Source organism: Pseudomonas sp. Tun-23181, assembly GCF_057415455.1.
Genome location: NZ_CM171630.1, coordinates 5,578,363 through 5,593,867, shown reverse-complemented (window position 1 = coordinate 5,593,867; position 15,505 = coordinate 5,578,363). Strand labels below are relative to the sequence as shown.

Below are 15,505 nucleotides of genomic sequence, written 5' to 3'. Positions count from 1 at the left end.
GCACGCTACGATCTGGCAGCGAGCGGCCATCACCTCTGGCTGGAAGTACGCATGAGACGTTTAACCAACACCCGCCGTCGTATCCTGCTCGGTGGCCTGGGCTTGCTTGGCCTGGGTGCGCTGCTGGCCTGGAAGACCCTGCCCTTCGGCGCGCTGCCGGTCGATACCGTGACCGTCACCCGCGCCGACATCGAGAGCAGCGTCACCGCCCTGGGCACCCTGCAGCCGCGCCGCTACGTCGATGTCGGCGCCCAGGCCTCCGGGCAGATCCGCAAGTTGCACGTGGAAGTCGGCGACGAAGTCCGCCAGGGCCAGTTGCTGGTGGAGATCGATCCCTCCACCCAGCAGGCCAGGCTCGACGCCGGGCGCTACTCGATCGAGAACCTCAAGGCCCAGCTCGCCGAACAGCGCGCCCAGTTCCAACTGGCCCAGCAGCAATACCGGCGCCAGCGCGACCTGGCCGCCGCCGGCGCCACCCGCGAAGAAGACCTGCAGGCAGCCGACGCCCAGCTCAAGGTGACCCAGGCCCGCATCGACATGTACCAGGCGCAGATCCGCCAGGCCCAGGCCAGCCTGCGCAGCGACGAGGCGGAGCTGGGCTATACCCGCATCTATGCCCCCATGACCGGCACCGTGGTCGCCGTGGACGCCCGCGAAGGCCAGACCCTCAACGCCCAGCAGCAGACACCGTTGATCCTGCGCATCGCCAAACTCTCGCCGATGACCGTCTGGGCCCAGGTGTCCGAGGCCGACATCGGCAAGGTCGAGCCCGGCATGACTGCCTACTTCACCACCCTGGCCGGTGGCAAGCGCCGCTGGACCAGCACCGTGCGGCAGATCCTGCCGATCCCGCCCAAGCCGCTGGACCAGGCCAGCCAGGGCGGCGGCAGCCCTACCAGCGCCACCGCCGGCACCACCGGCGCCCAGGTGGTGCAATACACCGTGCTGCTCGACGTGGACAACCCGGACGGCGCCCTGATGGCCGAGATGACCACCCAGGTGTTCTTCGTCGCCGGCCAGGCCAGCCAGGTGCTCACCGCGCCGCTGGCGGCCCTGGACGACGCCGGCACCGACGGCCTGCGCCTGGCCCAGGTGCTCACCCGCGACGGCAAGGTCGAACAGCGCAAGGTGCGCACCGGCCTGAGCGACCGCCTGCGCGTGCAGATCCTCGATGGCCTCGCCGAAGGCGAGCAACTGGTCATCGGCGCCCCGGCCGCCAGCGGAGGTTGAATGACAGCGCCCCTGATCGAACTCAGCGACATCCGCAAGCACTACGGCGGCATCGACTCGCCGAAGGTGGAAGTCCTGCGCGGCATCAGCCTGAGCATCCACCCCGGTGAGTTCGTCGCCATCGTCGGCGCCTCCGGCTCGGGCAAGTCGACCCTGATGAACATCCTCGGCTGCCTCGACCGTCCCACCAGCGGCAGCTACCGCTTCGCCGGCAAGGATGTCGCCGAACTGGACAGCGACGAACTGGCCTGGCTACGCCGCGAGGCCTTTGGCTTCGTGTTCCAAGGCTATCACCTGATCCCCTCCGGCTCGGCCCAGGAGAACGTCGAGATGCCGGCCATCTATGCCGGCACCCCGGCCGCCGAGCGCCACGCCCGCGCAGCTGCCCTGCTCGATCGCCTGGGCCTGGCCAGCCGCACCGGCAATCGTCCGCACCAGTTGTCTGGCGGCCAGCAGCAGCGGGTGTCGATCGCCAGGGCCCTGATGAACGGCGGCCACATCATCCTCGCCGACGAACCCACCGGCGCCCTGGACAGCCACAGCGGCGCCGAAGTCATGGCCCTGCTCGACGAACTGGCCAGCCAGGGCCATGTGATCATCCTCATCACCCACGACCGCGAAGTGGCGGCCCGGGCGCGACGGGTGATCGAGATCCGCGACGGCCTGATGATCAGCGACTCGGCGGCCGACCAGCCTGCCGGCCAAGCGCACCCCGGCCTGCAGGCCGACGACCTGCGCCAGCGCCTGGACCGCGGCGCCACCCTGCGCGGGGCCTGGAAGGGCGAATTGCTCGAGGCCCTGCAGGCGGCCTGGCGGGTCATGTGGATCAACCGCTTCCGCACCGCGCTGACCCTGCTCGGTATCGTCATCGGCGTCGCCTCGGTGGTGGTGATGCTGGCCGTCGGCGAAGGCAGCAAGCGCCAGGTCATGGCGCAGATGGCCGCGTTCGGCTCGAACATTCTCTACCTCAATGGCCACCACGCCACCCTGCGCGAACCGGCCGGCATCGTCACCCTGGACGATGTCGCCGCGATCGCCCAGTTGCCCCAGGTCAAGCGCATCATGCCAGTGATCGGCGATCAACTGACCGTGCGCCACGGCAACAACAACCAGCAGTTCTATGTCGGCGGCAACAACACCCAGTTCTCCGAGATCCTCAACTGGCCGGTGGTCGAAGGCAGCTTCTTCAGCGAAGCCGACGAGCAGGCCGGCGCTGCCGTCGCGGTGATCGGCCAGAAGGTCCGGGACAAACTCATGGAGCCCGGCAGCGACCCGCTAGGGCAGTACCTGCTGATCGGCAACGTACCCTTCCAGGTGGTCGGCCTGCTCGCCGGCAAGGGGGCCAGCTCCGGCGACCAGGACAGCGACGAGCGCATCGTGGTGCCCTACTCCGCCGCTTCCGTGCGCCTGTTCGGCAAGCACGACCCGGAATATGTGATCATCGCCGCCGCCGACTCGAGCCGGGTGAGCGAGACCGAACGGGCCATCGATCACCTGATGCGCCAGCGCCACCAGGGCAAGCGGGACTTCGAGCTGACCAACGACGCTGCACTGATCCAGGCCGAGGCGCGCACGCAGAACAGCCTGTCGCTGATGCTCGGTGCCATCGCTGCCATTTCCCTGCTGGTCGGCGGCATCGGCGTGATGAACATCATGCTCATGACCGTGCGCGAGCGTACCCGCGAGATCGGCATCCGCATGGCCACCGGCGCCCGCCAGCGCGACATCCTGCGCCAGTTCCTCAGCGAGGCGGTGATGCTGTCGATGGTCGGCGGGGTGACCGGTATCGTGCTGGCCCTGGGCATCGGCGCTGGCCTTATGCTGGGAGGTGTCGCCGTGGCCTTTGCCCTACCCGCCATCCTCGGCGCCTTCGCCTGCGCCGTGATCACCGGCATCGTGTTTGGCTTCATGCCTGCCCGCAAGGCGGCCCGTCTCGACCCGGTCAAAGCCCTTACCAGCGAATAATCCATGACATTGCCAAGCCGCATCAGCCTGCTGACCCTGAGTCTCTGCCTCGCCGCCTGCAGCACGCCCCCACCACCCGCCAGCGACATCAGCCCACCCCGCACCTGGCAGGGTGATTCCGGCGCCCCCTCGCTCGCCCCCCCCCAGGCCCAATGGTGGCAGGCCTTCGCCAGCCGCGAGCTGGACCGGCTGGTCGAGCGCGCCCGCCATAATAGTCACGACCTCGCCGCCGCCACCGCCCGGGTGCGCCAGGCCCAGGCTCGGGCCGTGATCGCCGGGGCACCGTTGTTGCCGGAACTGACCTTCGGCCTAGATGGCAGCCGCCAGCACCTGATGCGCGAGGCGGGCAGCGACCAGCTCGACGCCAGCAGCAGCGAACGCACCAGCACCTCGTTCGGCACCCGGTTGAGCGCGACCTACGAAATCGACTTCTGGGGCGGGCTGCGCGCAGCCCGCGACAGTGCCAGGCTCGACCTTGACGCCAGCCGCTTCGACCGCCAGACAGTGGAACTGACCCTAGTCAGTGCCGTGGCAGACAGCTACTTGCAAGGGCTGGCGCTGAATGAGCAGTTGCGCATTGCTCGCCTCAACCTGCGCAATGCCCGGGATGTGCTGGGCCTGGTCGAGGCGCGCCAGCGTTCCGGCTCGGCCACGCGCCTGGAGCTGGCGCAGCAACGCAGCCTGGTGGCGGCCCAGGAACGCCAGTTGCCGCTGCTGGAACAACGCCGGCAGGACAACCGAGTGACCCTGGCCACCCTGCTTGGCGACCCCGTGCAGAACCTGTCCAATAGCGACGAACGTATCGACGCCGTGCTCTGGCCAACGATCGGCAGCGGCGTGCCCAGCGAGTTGCTGACCCGCCGCCCCGACATCGCCGCAGCCGAAGCACGCCTGGCTGCGGCCAGCGCCAACGTGCAGGTGGCCAGGGCCGCCATGCTGCCCAGGCTAACCCTCGGCGCCGAGCTAGGCAGCAGGGTACGCACCCTCCCGGAAGTCTTCGAAAACCCCTATTACACGCTGACCGCCGGCCTGGTCGCGCCGATCTTCAACAACGGTCGCCTGCGCGCCTCGCATGATTTGGCCAAGGCCGAGCAGGAGGAATTGCTGGAAGCTTATCGCAGCAGCATCCTGGCCGGTTTCGCCGATGTCGAGAAAGCGCTCAACGCCATCTACGGCGTCGACCGCCAACGGCAGTGGCAGGACGAGGAAGTGCAACAGGCGCGCCTGGCCTTCGACCTTGCCCAGCAGCGTTATAGTGCCGGCGCCGAAACGCTGCTGACGGTACTGGAAACCCAACGCACGCTGTATGAGGCGCAGGATCAGCAAGCGCAGCTGCGACTGGCGCGGCTGCAAGGAAGCGTGGCGCTGTACAAGGCGCTGGGAGGCGGCTGGCACGTCGGGACGATGCAGTAGACACCTGGGCTACGTCTTAAAAGCCAGACTGATGTTCAACGTCTTGGGAGGGTAACCAAGCCCAGCGGGATCCGGCCTGGGAGCGTCGGCTGCACAGTCGCGCCCTGCCCTGTAAAGCCCTCAGGCCAGCAATCCCTTCAGCGACAGATGCCGCGCATACCACGGTCGCTTCGGCACCTGGCGCATGAGCCCGGCCAGCTTGCCTTCGTCTTCGCCAAAAATGATGCGCAACGCCAGCTTCATGGTCTCGACATCCATTTCCACCGATTTGCCCGGCCTGCCCCCTGGCACCGTGCTGCAACCATGGGTATCCGGCCCCAGCCAAGGGTCGGCCACTTCCACCCAGCGCCCCGGCGCAAACCAGGGGACGCCGTTGACCTGCAAGCGGCTGACCTCCCCCGGATGGAAACGCTCGTGTGCCGCGAACCAGTCCTCCAGACGATCATCGATCCAACCATGGAAACACCAGAACACCGGGTGCACATGTGACGAGAACGGGTCGCCCAGAAAGTCGTTTTCCGCCGCGAACCAACGTGGCGCGAAGTCGTCTAGCTCACGGGCCAACGGCACCGGCGCCCCGTTGGAAGGGTCGCGTGGTACCGAAGCCCAGCGCATGTGCAACCAGTCGTGCAGGCCCAGCTCCATCTCCGAACCCAGTTGCCCCAAGGTCATCCGCGACAGGTAGCGTGGATCTCGGTACTGCGACTCCCAGACCGCGAAGTTGCCATGGAACGTCTCGGCCCGCTTGATGCCGTTGAGCCACTCGCTGAACGAGTCGTCCCCCGGGGCCAACCAGGTCGGCGGCACCGAACAACCGTCGAGGTTATCGAAGTAACGGGCAAAGCCCAGGCGATCACGTTCTAGCTCCGGCTGCGGCAACGGAAAGCGCGACCACGACGGGAGTGGCTGCAAGGCACGGGCAGCGGCCAGCATGTGCCGGTGCATGAAGAAAAAGTCCTCGCCCGAACCGTTGCGGTCCTTGAGCTTGCCCCGAGCATCGCGCTCCCGATCACGGGGGCCGGGTTGCCAGCCCAGGCCGCGCAGGGCATCACGCTTGTCATCCGGCAGGCTATGCCATTTGTCTCGCGAGGCATGCCAGAGCTGGTGGAACAGACGGTGCTCCGGTGAAATCAGCCAGTCCAGCAATGGCGGTTCCAGGGCGATGGTCTGGCGCGCTTCGGGGAAGCGCTGGCGAATGGCGACGAAACGGTTGTCCTGTAGCGGCAGCGCTAGCGGCCGGTTCAGCGCGGCGATGCGCCCACTCAAGGTCTCGCTGCCGGCATTGCCGAACTCGCCCCACACTTCATCGAAGGTGATCGCCATTTCGTAACCCAGGTGGCTGCCATCCTCCGGCTTGAGGCGCCAATACAGGCGGTTGGGCTCGGCCTCGACCAGGTCGCCGATCAGCTGGTAACGCGGCGCCTGTTCGCTGCGCAGACGTTGCGCGCTGTCCAGGCAACCGCGCACGCCACGCCCACGCGCGGCAATATCGATGAACAGTTCCAGCCCCTCCGCCGGCAAGCCCTCAAGACCGGCATCGGCCCCCTCCAGACGCAAGCTCCAGATACCGCGCAGGCGGTTGCCCAGCCGCTGACCGGCGGCGTCGGCAAGCTCCACGCTGGCCTCTGCGGGAGTTACCGGGAATTCGTCCTTGGTCAGTTCGCGGTGCGCGTAATAGGCCGCCGGCAAGGCCGCGCCCGCCAGGGCCACACCGGCCATGAACCCTCGTCGAGAAATCGTCATTACCCTACCTGTGTCCGCCATGAAGCAGGCTCTATCCCAGCAAGGACGTATGTTGCCCGGCAAAATTTAGCGACGACGCAACGCGCCCAGCCCCTCCCCGGGTAAATTTTCGCCCAAGCCGCTCGTCCCTCCCAGATAGCTCAAGCCCCCGGCATTCGCGGACCTGAATCGAGATGGCAATGACAAGACCTCGCTGGAAGAAAACCTTGTACATCGGCGTGCCCCTGGCCCTGCTGCTCGGCGCCGGCAGCTACCTGGCCTGGGATCGGTGGCTCAGCCCGACGCCTCACTACCCACGGGAAGTGATGAAGCAGGCCGATGAACTGCAAGAGAGGCTGATCTCCTTCGACAGCCACATCACCCTGCCACTGGACTTCGGCACCTACGGCCAGGAAGCCGATAAGGATGGTGACGGCCAGTTCGACTTGGTCAAGGCTGCCAAAGGCAGGCTGTCAGGTGCGGCGCTGACTATCTTCGGCTGGCCGGAAATCTGGAACGGCCCCAACGCGCCGCATCGGCCGACCGCAGGTTTTCTCGATGAAGCCCGCAACCAGCAGGAAGTACGCTACAAGATCATTTCTGGCCTGGTGCGCGACTTCCCCAACCAGGTCGGCATCGCCTACACCCCTGACGACTTCCGCCGCCTGCACGGCGAAGGCAAGTTCGCCATCTTCATCAGCATGCTCAACGCCTACCCGTTGGGCAACGACCTGGACCTGCTGGACAAATGGGCCGCACGGGGCATGCGCATGTTCGGCTTCAGCTACATCGGTAACAACGACTGGGCCGACTCGTCGCGCCCGCTACCGTTCTTCAACGACTCGCCAGACGCCCTTGGCGGCCTCTCGCCCATTGGCAAGCAAGCCGTACAGCGGCTCAACGACCTAGGGGTGATCATCGACGTCTCGCAGATGTCCACCCAGGCCCTGGAGCAGGTCAGCGCCCTGACCCGTGCCCCCATCGTCGCCTCGCACTCGGCACCGCGGGCCATGGTCGACATTCCGCGCAACCTCAGCGATCGCGAGCTGCAGCTGATCAAGAACAGTGGCGGCGTGGTGCAGATCGTCGCCTTCTCCAGCTACCTGCGGCCACTCACGCAAAAGACCCAGGACAAACTCAACGCCCTGCGTGCCAAATTCGACCTGCCACCGCTGCCCAACCTGGCGATGGCCCTGATGCCGGGCGACCCGATCATCGCCGCTTGGCCCGAACAACGCTTCGGCAGCTACGCCAGCCAGCTCTACGCCATCCTCGACGAAGAGCCCAAGGCCAGCCTCAAGGACCTGGGCGATGCCATCGACTACACCGTGCGCAAGATCGGCATCGACCACGTCGGCATCGCCTCGGACTTCAACGAAGGCGGCGGTGTGCAGGGCTGGGATGATGTCAGCCAAGTGCGCAACGTAACCGCCGAACTGATCCAGCGCGGCTATTCCGAGGCCGATATCGCCAAGCTCTGGGGCGGCAATTTCCTGCGTGTCTGGGCTCAGGTGGAAAAAGCCGCCAGCCCTTCTCTCTCCTCGACCCGGTAAGCGCAACCATGAGCGACCGCCGTACCTTCCTCAAACACGCCAGCCTGCTCGCCGTCACTCTGCCCCTGAGCGGCGGCCTCGGCCAGGCCCTGGCCAGCTCCGCCAGTGCGCCGGCAGCGGGGGATCGATGGGCGCAACTGCGCCGACTGTTCAACCAGGACCCGGACTACCTGCATCTTTCCAACTTCCTGATCACCCCCCACCCCAGCCCCGTGCAGGACGCCATCGACCGCTACCGTGCCCGTATCGATCGCAACCCAGGCCTGGTGATGGACTGGGACCGTCAGGAGCCCTGGCAGCACGAAGCCCGCGTGCGCGAATGGGCCGGTAAGTACCTGCAAGCGCGCCCCGGCCAGATCGCCCTGACCGGCAGCACCACCGAAGGGCTGGCGATCATCTATGGCGGGCTGCACGTGCGCCCTGATCAAGAGATCCTGACCACCGAGCACGAGCACTCGGCCGTCGAAGCGATTCTCGATTTCCGCACCCAACGCCAGGGCACCCAGGTCCGTCGGATCCGCCTGTTCAAGGACCCGGCCAAGGTCAGCACCGACGAGATCGTCGGCAACATCGACCGCAGCATCCGCCCCAACACGCGCGTGCTGGGTATGACCTGGGTGCAGTCGGGCAGCGGCGTGAAGCTGCCCCTGGCCGACATCGGCGCCCTGGTCGAGCGGCACAACCGCGATCGTGCCGAAGCCGATCGCATCCTTTATGTAGTCGACGGTGTGCATGGCTTTGGTGTGGAAGATGTGAGCTTCCCGCAGATGAACTGCGACTATTTCATCGCCGGCACCCACAAGTGGATGTTCGGCCCGCGCGGCACCGGAATCGTCTGCGCGCGCAGCGAGCAACTCAAGGACATCACACCACTGATCCCAACCTTCTCCCAGGACACCGACTTCGCCACCAGCCTCACCCCCGGCGGCTACCACGCCTTCGAGCACCGCTGGGCATTGGACGAAGCCTTCAAGCTGCACCTGCAACTGGGCAAGGCCGAGGTCCAAGGCCGTATTCACCAGCTCAACAGCTATCTCAAGCAGCGCCTGAGCGAACATGCCCAGGTGGAACTGGTCACGCCGCTGTCCCCCGAGCACAGCGCTGGTTTCACCTTCTTCCGGGTCAAGGACCGCGACAGCGACAAGGTCGCCGCTGCCCTGCTTCAGCGCAAGGCGATCGTCGATGCGGTGTACCGCGACGTTGGCCCGGTTGTCCGCACCGCACCGGGCCTGCTCAACGACGAATCGGAAATCGACCGTTTCATGACCCTGCTCAGCGCCCAGCTGTGATCTCTGACCACCTTGAACGAGACGCCCCATGAACCCGACCCTACCTGCTGCCCCGCGCAGCCCGCTGATCGCCTTCGCCCCACTGACGTTGCTGGCCCTGCTGTGCGCGGCCGCCCCGGCACAAGCCGACACGGCTGCGCCCGGCACTGTCTTCAAGGACTGCGCAAAGGACTGCCCCGAGATGGTCGTGCTGCCGACCGGCTCATTCATCATGGGCACTCCCGACGACGAAGTCGGTCGCCAGGCCGATGAAGGCCCCCAGCACAAGGTCACCTTCAGCAAACCGTTCGCCATCAGTCGCTTCCAGATCACCTTCGGCGAATGGGATGCGTTCATCAAGGCCACCGGCTACAAGATGCCCAGCGGCGACGACCGCCCCGGCCGCCTGTGCCAGGCAGGCACATCGACCCAGGGTGGCCGGCCCACTTACGGTGGCAACCACCAGGTCACCAGCCGACACCCGGCCGTGTGCATGAACCTCGAGGAAGTCCAGAGCTACGTCGCCTGGCTATCGGAAAAAACCGGCAAGCAGTACCGCCTGACCAGCGAATCGATCCGCGAATATGCCGCCCGCGCCGGCAGCACCGGCCCCTTCCCCTTCCCCTTCGATGAGGGCAAGGAATACAGCATCGCCAAACACGCCAACACCTATGGCCCCGCCGACGGCTACAGCTACACCGCGCCGGTCGGCAGCTTCCCGGCCAACGCCTTCGGCGTGTACGACATGCACGGCAACGTCTACGAATGGACCGCTGACTGCAAGCACGACAATTATGTCGGGGCACCGGCCGACGGCAGCCCCTGGCTGGAAAAGGACTGCAAGTTCCAGAGCATTCGCGGCAACGACTACGGAGAAGCCCCGGTGTTCTCCCGCTCCGGCAACCGCAACGACCTGTATCCGAACGAGCGTGGCGACTGGATCGGTTTTCGTGTAGTGCGCGATCTTTAGTCGACGTAAGGCCCGGGGCTGCCTTGCAGCCCCCCAGATTCCCGCTAAATTCCCCCGCCCACCAGTCGTCCTACAGGGAGCCCAAAGCCATTTTCCTAAGCGGAACCCTGCCCCATGACTCAGCCACCCCGCGGCGCCCTCAGCGAACTGTTCGCCCTGCTCAGACCCTTCTGGCCCATCGTCGCCCTCTCCATCGTCCTGGGCATGGTCGGCGGCCTCAGCGTCACCGCCCTGCTCGCCAGCATCAACACCGCCCTGCACAGTGACGGCAACATCACCAGCACCGCCATCGCCGCCTTCGCCGGCCTGTGCCTGCTGGCCCTGGCCTGCTCGATCAGCTCCGACATCGGCACCAACTACGTCGGCCAGAACATCATCGCCAAGCTGCGCAAGGAGCTGGGCGAGAAAACCCTCGCCGCCCCCATCGAGCAGATCGAACGCTACCGCAGCCATCGCCTGATTCCGGTGCTGACCCACGACGTCGACACCATCAGCGACTTCGCCTTCGCCTTCGCCCCGCTGGCCATCTCGATGACCGTCACCCTCGGCTGCCTGGGTTACCTGGCCATGCTGTCCTGGCCGATGTTCCTGCTGATGGTGGTGGCCATCGCCATCGGCAGCGTCGCCCAGTTCGTCGCCCAGGCCAGCGGCGGCCGTGGCTTCGCCGCCGCGCGTGAAGCCGAAGACACCCTGCAGAAGAACTACAGCGCCATTGCCGAAGGCGCCAAGGAACTGCGCATCCACCGCCCGCGCCGCAACCGCATGTTCAGCCAGGGCGTACAGGCCACCGCAGACTTCATCTGCAAGACCCAGATCAAGGCCATCAACACCTTCGTGGTGGCCAAGACCTTCGGCTCCATGTTGTTCTTCGTGGTCATCGGCATGGCCCTGGTGCTGCAGTCGCTGTGGCCTAGCAACGACAAGACGGTCATGAGCGGCTTCGTGCTGGTGCTGCTGTACATGAAAGGCCCGCTGGAACACCTGATCGGCACCCTACCCATCGTCAGCCGCGCCAAGGTGGCCTTCGCCCGCATCGCCCAGCTGTCCGAGCAGTTCTCCTCGCCCGAACCGCACCTGCTGCTCGACGCCAAGGCCAGCAAGCCCGAGCCGGTGCACAGCCTGGAGCTGGTGAACGTGGGTTACGCCTTCCCGCCGGTCGAAGGCAGCGAGCCATTCCGCCTGGGCCCGGTCAACCTGCGCATCGAGCAAGGCGACATCATCTTCATCGTCGGCGAGAACGGCTGCGGCAAGACCACTCTGATCAAACTGCTGCTGGGCCTGTACGCCCCGCACCAGGGGGAGATCCGCCTCAACGGCAAGGCCATCGACCCAAGCAACCGTGACGAGTACCGCCAGCTGTTTACCACCATCTTCGCCGACTACTACCTGTTCGACGACGTGGTCGAAGGCGACCTGCACATCCCCGACGATGCCAACCGCTACCTGCAACGCCTGGAAATCGGCCACAAGGTCAGCGTGCGCGACGGCAGCTTCACCACCACCGACCTGTCGACCGGCCAGCGCAAGCGCCTGGCCCTGATCAACGCCTGGCTCGAAGAGCGCCCGGTACTGGTCTTCGACGAGTGGGCGGCGGACCAAGACCCGACCTTCCGCCGCATTTTCTACACCGAGCTGCTGCCCGACCTTAAACGGCTGGGCAAGACCATCATCGTCATCTCCCACGACGACCGCTATTTCGATGTGGCGGACCAGTTGGTGAGGATGAACAGCGGCAAAGTGAGCTCATCCCCCGTACCGGCCTGAGACGACAAAAAACAGCGACGGATTCTTTCCGGAATTTGTCGATGAATGCGTCTTCTTATCAACAACCAAAAAATCTGCCGTTCACTTACATGAGCATTTGAAATGTCGCCCGTCCACAAACCCTTGAGCCTCGCCGGCTTCGTCATGCGCTGCACCCTCCGTCTCAAACCTCTGCCACGCTTCGGCCTGCTGCTGGCACTGCCCATCACAGCCCAGGTCCAGGCCCAGGAGGCCAGCTTCGACATCCCTGCCCAGTCACTGGCCAGCGCCCTGCAAACCTTCGGCCACCAGGCCGACATGCAGATCCTGTTCAACCCCGATGACGTCAGCGGCCTCACCAGCCAGGCGATCAAGCAGCGCACCGAACCGGCCCGTGCACTGGCCCAACTGCTCGGTGGCACCGGCATGACCTTCACCCTGCAGGGCAACCCGCAGGTGATTCTGCTGCGCAAGAGCAACAGTTCTGGCATGGAGCTGGCACCGACCAACATCAGTGGCGCTGCCCTGGGCAACACCACCGAAGGCACCCACTCCTACGCCACCGGTACCTCCAATACCGCCACCAAGCTGCCCATGTCCCTGCGTGAAACACCGCAATCGGTGACCGTGGTCACCCGTCAACGCATGGACGACCAGAACATGCAGACCCTCGACGACGTGATGAAGAACGCCACCGGCATCACCATCGTCAAGAACGGCGGCGAGCGCTCGATTTACCAGGCGCGCGGCCAGTCGGTAGACAACCTGCAGATCGACGGTGTACCGACCAACATCAGCAACCCCTACTCGATGGACGTCATCTCCAAGCCCAACACCGATATCTACGACCGTATTGAAATCGTGCGTGGCGCCACCGGCCTGATGGAAGGCGCGGGCAACCCTTCGGCCTCCATCAACATGGTCCGCAAGCGCCCTACCGCCGAGCCTCAGGCCCTGATCGAGACCTCTGTCGGTTCCTGGGACAACTACAAGACCATGGTCGATTTGTCCTCGCCGCTGAACGAAGCCGGTACCGTGCGGGGTCGCTCGGTGATTTCGTACAACAATGCAAACAGCTACCTGGACACCGCCCAGAAAGAAAACCAGCTGTTCTACAGCATCCTCGAGGCCGACCTGAGCGAGTCGACCATGGCCACCTTCGGCTTCACCTACCAGAAGGAACGTAACTCCGGTTACGACTGGTCGGGCCTGCCAAGTCGGGAAAACGGCGAGTTCTACCCGATTTCCCGCTCCACCTCGCTGACCGGCGACTGGAACCACCTGGACAAGCGCAACACCACGCTGTTCGCCGATATCCAGCACACCTTCGACAATGGCTGGAAAGGCGTCCTCGCCGTCAACCAGATGTGGTCCAAGTCGGACTTCCTGGGCAACTACACCTTCCCAGGCGGTGGCACCGACCTGTTTACCCTGAACCCACGCCTGTTTCGTTACGACGACACCCAGACCAGCATCGATGGGTACTTCACCGGCCCTTTCCAACTGCTCGGACGCCAGCATGACCTGATCATCGGCGGTAACTGGAACAAAGATGATCACGACTATCATGGCGGCCGCGATGCTTCCTATCGCTACATCGTCGACATGAACAACCTCGGTGCGTTCGACCCACCCAAGCCGACCGGCCTGGACGTCAACCAGTGGAAATACAACCGCACCCAGGAACAGAAAGGCATCTATGTCGCCAGCCGCTTCAGCCTGACCGACACCACCAAGTTCATTCTCGGCAGCCGCATCAGTTGGTACAGCTTCGACTCCCTGACCGACACCAACGGCATCCGTGAAGACAGTGACCATGGTCACTTCTCCAAAAGTGGCGAGATCACCCCGTACGCCGGCCTGGTCCAGGATTTGAACGAGAACTGGTCGGCTTATGCCAGCTACACCGAAATCTTCAAACCGCAAGACAACCAGGCCCTCGACGGCAGCATGCTCAAGCCGATGACCGGCACCAACTACGAGATCGGCTTGAAAGGCGAGTTCTTCGACAAGCGCCTGCAAACCTCCATCGCCGTGTTCCAGGCCGACCAGACCGGTCGTGCGGAGGCGATCTTCTGCGACCGGCCTTGGTCGTGCTACCGCTCGTCCGACAAGGTGCGCAACAAGGGCATCGAACTTGAGATGAACGGTGAAATCCTGCCGGACTGGAACCTGTCCGCGGGCTACACCTATACCCAGTCCAAGTACATCGGCGGCGAGCAGAAGGGCGATGACTTCAACGGCGCCTCGCCACGTCACCTGTTCAAAGTGGCCACCGACTACCGTCTGCCGGGCGCGCTCAACCACCTGCGTGTGGGCGGCAGCTTCTACGCCCAGAGCAAAATGACCCAGACCGAGGTTGGCGAGACCTACAAGATCCAGCAGGACGCCTACCACCTGACCAACTTGCACGCGATCTACGAGATCAACAAGAACCTCGAAGTCCAGTACAACTTGGATAACGTGTTCGACAAGAAGTACTACCAGACCCTGGGTAACCCCAACTACTGGAACTTCTACGGCGAGCCACGCAACTTCAACCTGGCGCTGCGAGCCAAGTTCTGATTTAGTCTGACGCCCCCATCGCCGGCAAGCCGGCTCCTACAGAAGTTACGCAGTCCCTGTAGGAGCCGGCTTGCCGGCGATGCAGACAACGTGATGTATGGCGCCGGCTCCTACAGCCGCCGCAACGCCTCGGCAATCACTTCCAACGCCTCTTGCGCCTCGTCCACCAGTGCATCCATGCGCATGAAGTCATGGGTCATACCTTCGTAAACCCGCTCCTCCACCTCGACACCCGCCGCACGCAGGTGCGCGGCATAGGCACGCCCTTCATCGAACAGCGGGTCGCATTCGGCAACCAGCAGCAACGCCGGCACACGCAAACGCTCGCTCGCTTCGAGCAGTGGCGAAAAACGCGGGTCGAAGCGGTCTTCGGCGCTGCGCTGATAATGCTGGTAGAACCACTCCAGGGTGTCGGCCTCCAGCAAGTAGCCGGTGGCGTAGCGCTGCACCGAATCGTGCCAGCGGCTGGCATCGGTGACCGGGTAGATCATCACCTGCAGGCGCGGCGCCACCGCTGCGTGGTTGGCCACCACCGTGGCCAGGCTGCCACCGACGCTGTCACCGGCAACGGCCAGGCGCCCGGCATCGATGCCGATCCCCGCGCCCTGGGCCTGCAGCCACTGCCAGGCATCCAGGGCGTCCTCCACCGCGGTGGGGAAGCGCCATTGCGGTGCCAGCCGGTAGGCCACCGAAAGAACCACACAACCGGACAACGCCGCCAGGGTGCGGCACAGGGCATCGTGGGAATCCAGGCTACCGACCACATAGCCACCCCCATGAAAATACAACACACCCGGCTGCAGGTGATCACGGTCGATACCGTGGGCGCTGTACAGCCGTGCGGGCAACTGCGTGCCATCACGGGCCGGAATCTCCAGCTCCTCGATGTATTCCAGGTCGTCGCCGCCCGCGCTCATCAGCAGCGACGATTGGTCGAACGCTTCGCGGGCCTGTTCAGGGCTGGCGGCATGCATGGCCAGGGTCTTGCCTTCGGCGCGGCCGGCTTCGACCAGCTGCAGGTAGGCAGCGATATCAAGGTTCAGGGACATGGTGCGAATGCTCCAGGCCGGTCGGCG

Annotated in this window: 10 protein-coding genes; 8 read left to right on the top strand and 2 right to left on the bottom strand. The window is 64.9% G+C overall.

Going from position 1 to position 15,505, the window contains the following annotated elements; genetic code table 11:
- Nucleotides 1-51 precede the first annotated feature (51 nt).
- The 3 genes from ACDI39_RS26280 to ACDI39_RS26270 are packed head-to-tail and all read left to right on the top strand — an operon-like array spanning nt 52 to nt 4,608.
- Nucleotides 52-1,230: an efflux RND transporter periplasmic adaptor subunit gene (locus tag ACDI39_RS26280; RefSeq protein ID WP_253080419.1), complete on the top strand. Its 1,179-nt coding sequence runs from the start codon at nt 52-54 to the stop codon at nt 1,228-1,230.
- Entirely contained in the window at nt 1,231-3,195 is a 1,965-nt protein-coding gene (locus tag ACDI39_RS26275; protein WP_486537169.1) for a MacB family efflux pump subunit, read from the top strand.
- 3 nt (nt 3,196-3,198) lie between these two features.
- Nucleotides 3,199-4,608: an efflux transporter outer membrane subunit gene (locus ACDI39_RS26270; RefSeq protein WP_253091008.1), complete on the top strand. Its 1,410-nt coding sequence runs from the start codon at nt 3,199-3,201 to the stop codon at nt 4,606-4,608.
- 120 nt (nt 4,609-4,728) lie between these two features.
- Here the strand turns inward: ACDI39_RS26270 and pvdP are convergent, their stop codons facing one another.
- Nucleotides 4,729-6,351, bottom strand: a complete 1,623-nt coding sequence (gene pvdP, locus ACDI39_RS26265) for a pyoverdine maturation tyrosinase PvdP (RefSeq protein WP_225789855.1) — start codon at nt 6,349-6,351, stop codon at nt 4,729-4,731.
- A 179-nt stretch (nt 6,352-6,530) separates the two neighbouring features.
- On the opposite strand from pvdP, the gene pvdM reads away from it, so the two are divergent.
- The 5 genes from pvdM (at nt 6,531) to ACDI39_RS26240 (ending at nt 14,429) form a co-directional block, all read left to right on the top strand.
- Nucleotides 6,531-7,883, top strand: a complete 1,353-nt coding sequence (gene pvdM / locus ACDI39_RS26260) for a pyoverdine-tailoring dipeptidase-like protein PvdM (protein WP_225789856.1) — start codon at nt 6,531-6,533, stop codon at nt 7,881-7,883.
- 8 nt (nt 7,884-7,891) lie between these two features.
- Nucleotides 7,892-9,172 (top strand): pyoverdine-tailoring periplasmic protein PvdN, encoded by a 1,281-nt coding sequence (pvdN, locus tag ACDI39_RS26255; protein WP_253080422.1) that lies wholly within the window; start codon nt 7,892-7,894, stop codon nt 9,170-9,172.
- A gap of 28 nt (nt 9,173-9,200) precedes the next feature.
- A complete protein-coding gene (gene pvdO / locus ACDI39_RS26250; RefSeq protein ID WP_410896960.1) occupies nt 9,201-10,121 on the top strand; it encodes a dihydropyoverdine dehydrogenase in 921 nt (306 codons plus the stop codon).
- Between the two features lie 114 nt (nt 10,122-10,235).
- Nucleotides 10,236-11,885: a cyclic peptide export ABC transporter gene (locus tag ACDI39_RS26245; RefSeq protein WP_225789858.1), complete on the top strand. Its 1,650-nt coding sequence runs from the start codon at nt 10,236-10,238 to the stop codon at nt 11,883-11,885.
- A 102-nt stretch (nt 11,886-11,987) separates the two neighbouring features.
- Nucleotides 11,988-14,429, top strand: coding sequence for a TonB-dependent siderophore receptor (locus ACDI39_RS26240; RefSeq protein ID WP_225789859.1), 2,442 nt, complete (start codon nt 11,988-11,990; stop codon nt 14,427-14,429).
- A 110-nt stretch (nt 14,430-14,539) separates the two neighbouring features.
- Here the strand turns inward: ACDI39_RS26240 and ACDI39_RS26235 are convergent, their stop codons facing one another.
- Nucleotides 14,540-15,478, bottom strand: a complete 939-nt coding sequence (locus ACDI39_RS26235) for an alpha/beta hydrolase (protein WP_225789860.1) — start codon at nt 15,476-15,478, stop codon at nt 14,540-14,542.
- Nucleotides 15,479-15,505: the final 27 nt, after the last annotated feature.

What these genes read in the sequence shown, in the direction of transcription:
- ACDI39_RS26280 (WP_253080419.1), top strand. Translation starts at nt 52, where the DNA reads ATGAGACGTTTAACCAACACCCGCCGTCGTATCCTGCTCGGTGGCCTG.
- ACDI39_RS26275 (WP_486537169.1), top strand. Translation starts at nt 1,231, where the DNA reads ATGACAGCGCCCCTGATCGAACTCAGCGACATCCGCAAGCACTACGGC.
- ACDI39_RS26270 (WP_253091008.1), top strand. Translation starts at nt 3,199, where the DNA reads ATGACATTGCCAAGCCGCATCAGCCTGCTGACCCTGAGTCTCTGCCTC.
- pvdP (WP_225789855.1), bottom strand. Translation starts at nt 6,351, where the DNA reads ATGACGATTTCTCGACGAGGGTTCATGGCCGGTGTGGCCCTGGCGGGC.
- pvdM (WP_225789856.1), top strand. Translation starts at nt 6,531, where the DNA reads ATGACAAGACCTCGCTGGAAGAAAACCTTGTACATCGGCGTGCCCCTG.
- pvdN (WP_253080422.1), top strand. Translation starts at nt 7,892, where the DNA reads ATGAGCGACCGCCGTACCTTCCTCAAACACGCCAGCCTGCTCGCCGTC.
- pvdO (WP_410896960.1), top strand. Translation starts at nt 9,201, where the DNA reads ATGAACCCGACCCTACCTGCTGCCCCGCGCAGCCCGCTGATCGCCTTC.
- ACDI39_RS26245 (WP_225789858.1), top strand. Translation starts at nt 10,236, where the DNA reads ATGACTCAGCCACCCCGCGGCGCCCTCAGCGAACTGTTCGCCCTGCTC.
- ACDI39_RS26240 (WP_225789859.1), top strand. Translation starts at nt 11,988, where the DNA reads ATGTCGCCCGTCCACAAACCCTTGAGCCTCGCCGGCTTCGTCATGCGC.
- ACDI39_RS26235 (WP_225789860.1), bottom strand. Translation starts at nt 15,478, where the DNA reads ATGTCCCTGAACCTTGATATCGCTGCCTACCTGCAGCTGGTCGAAGCC.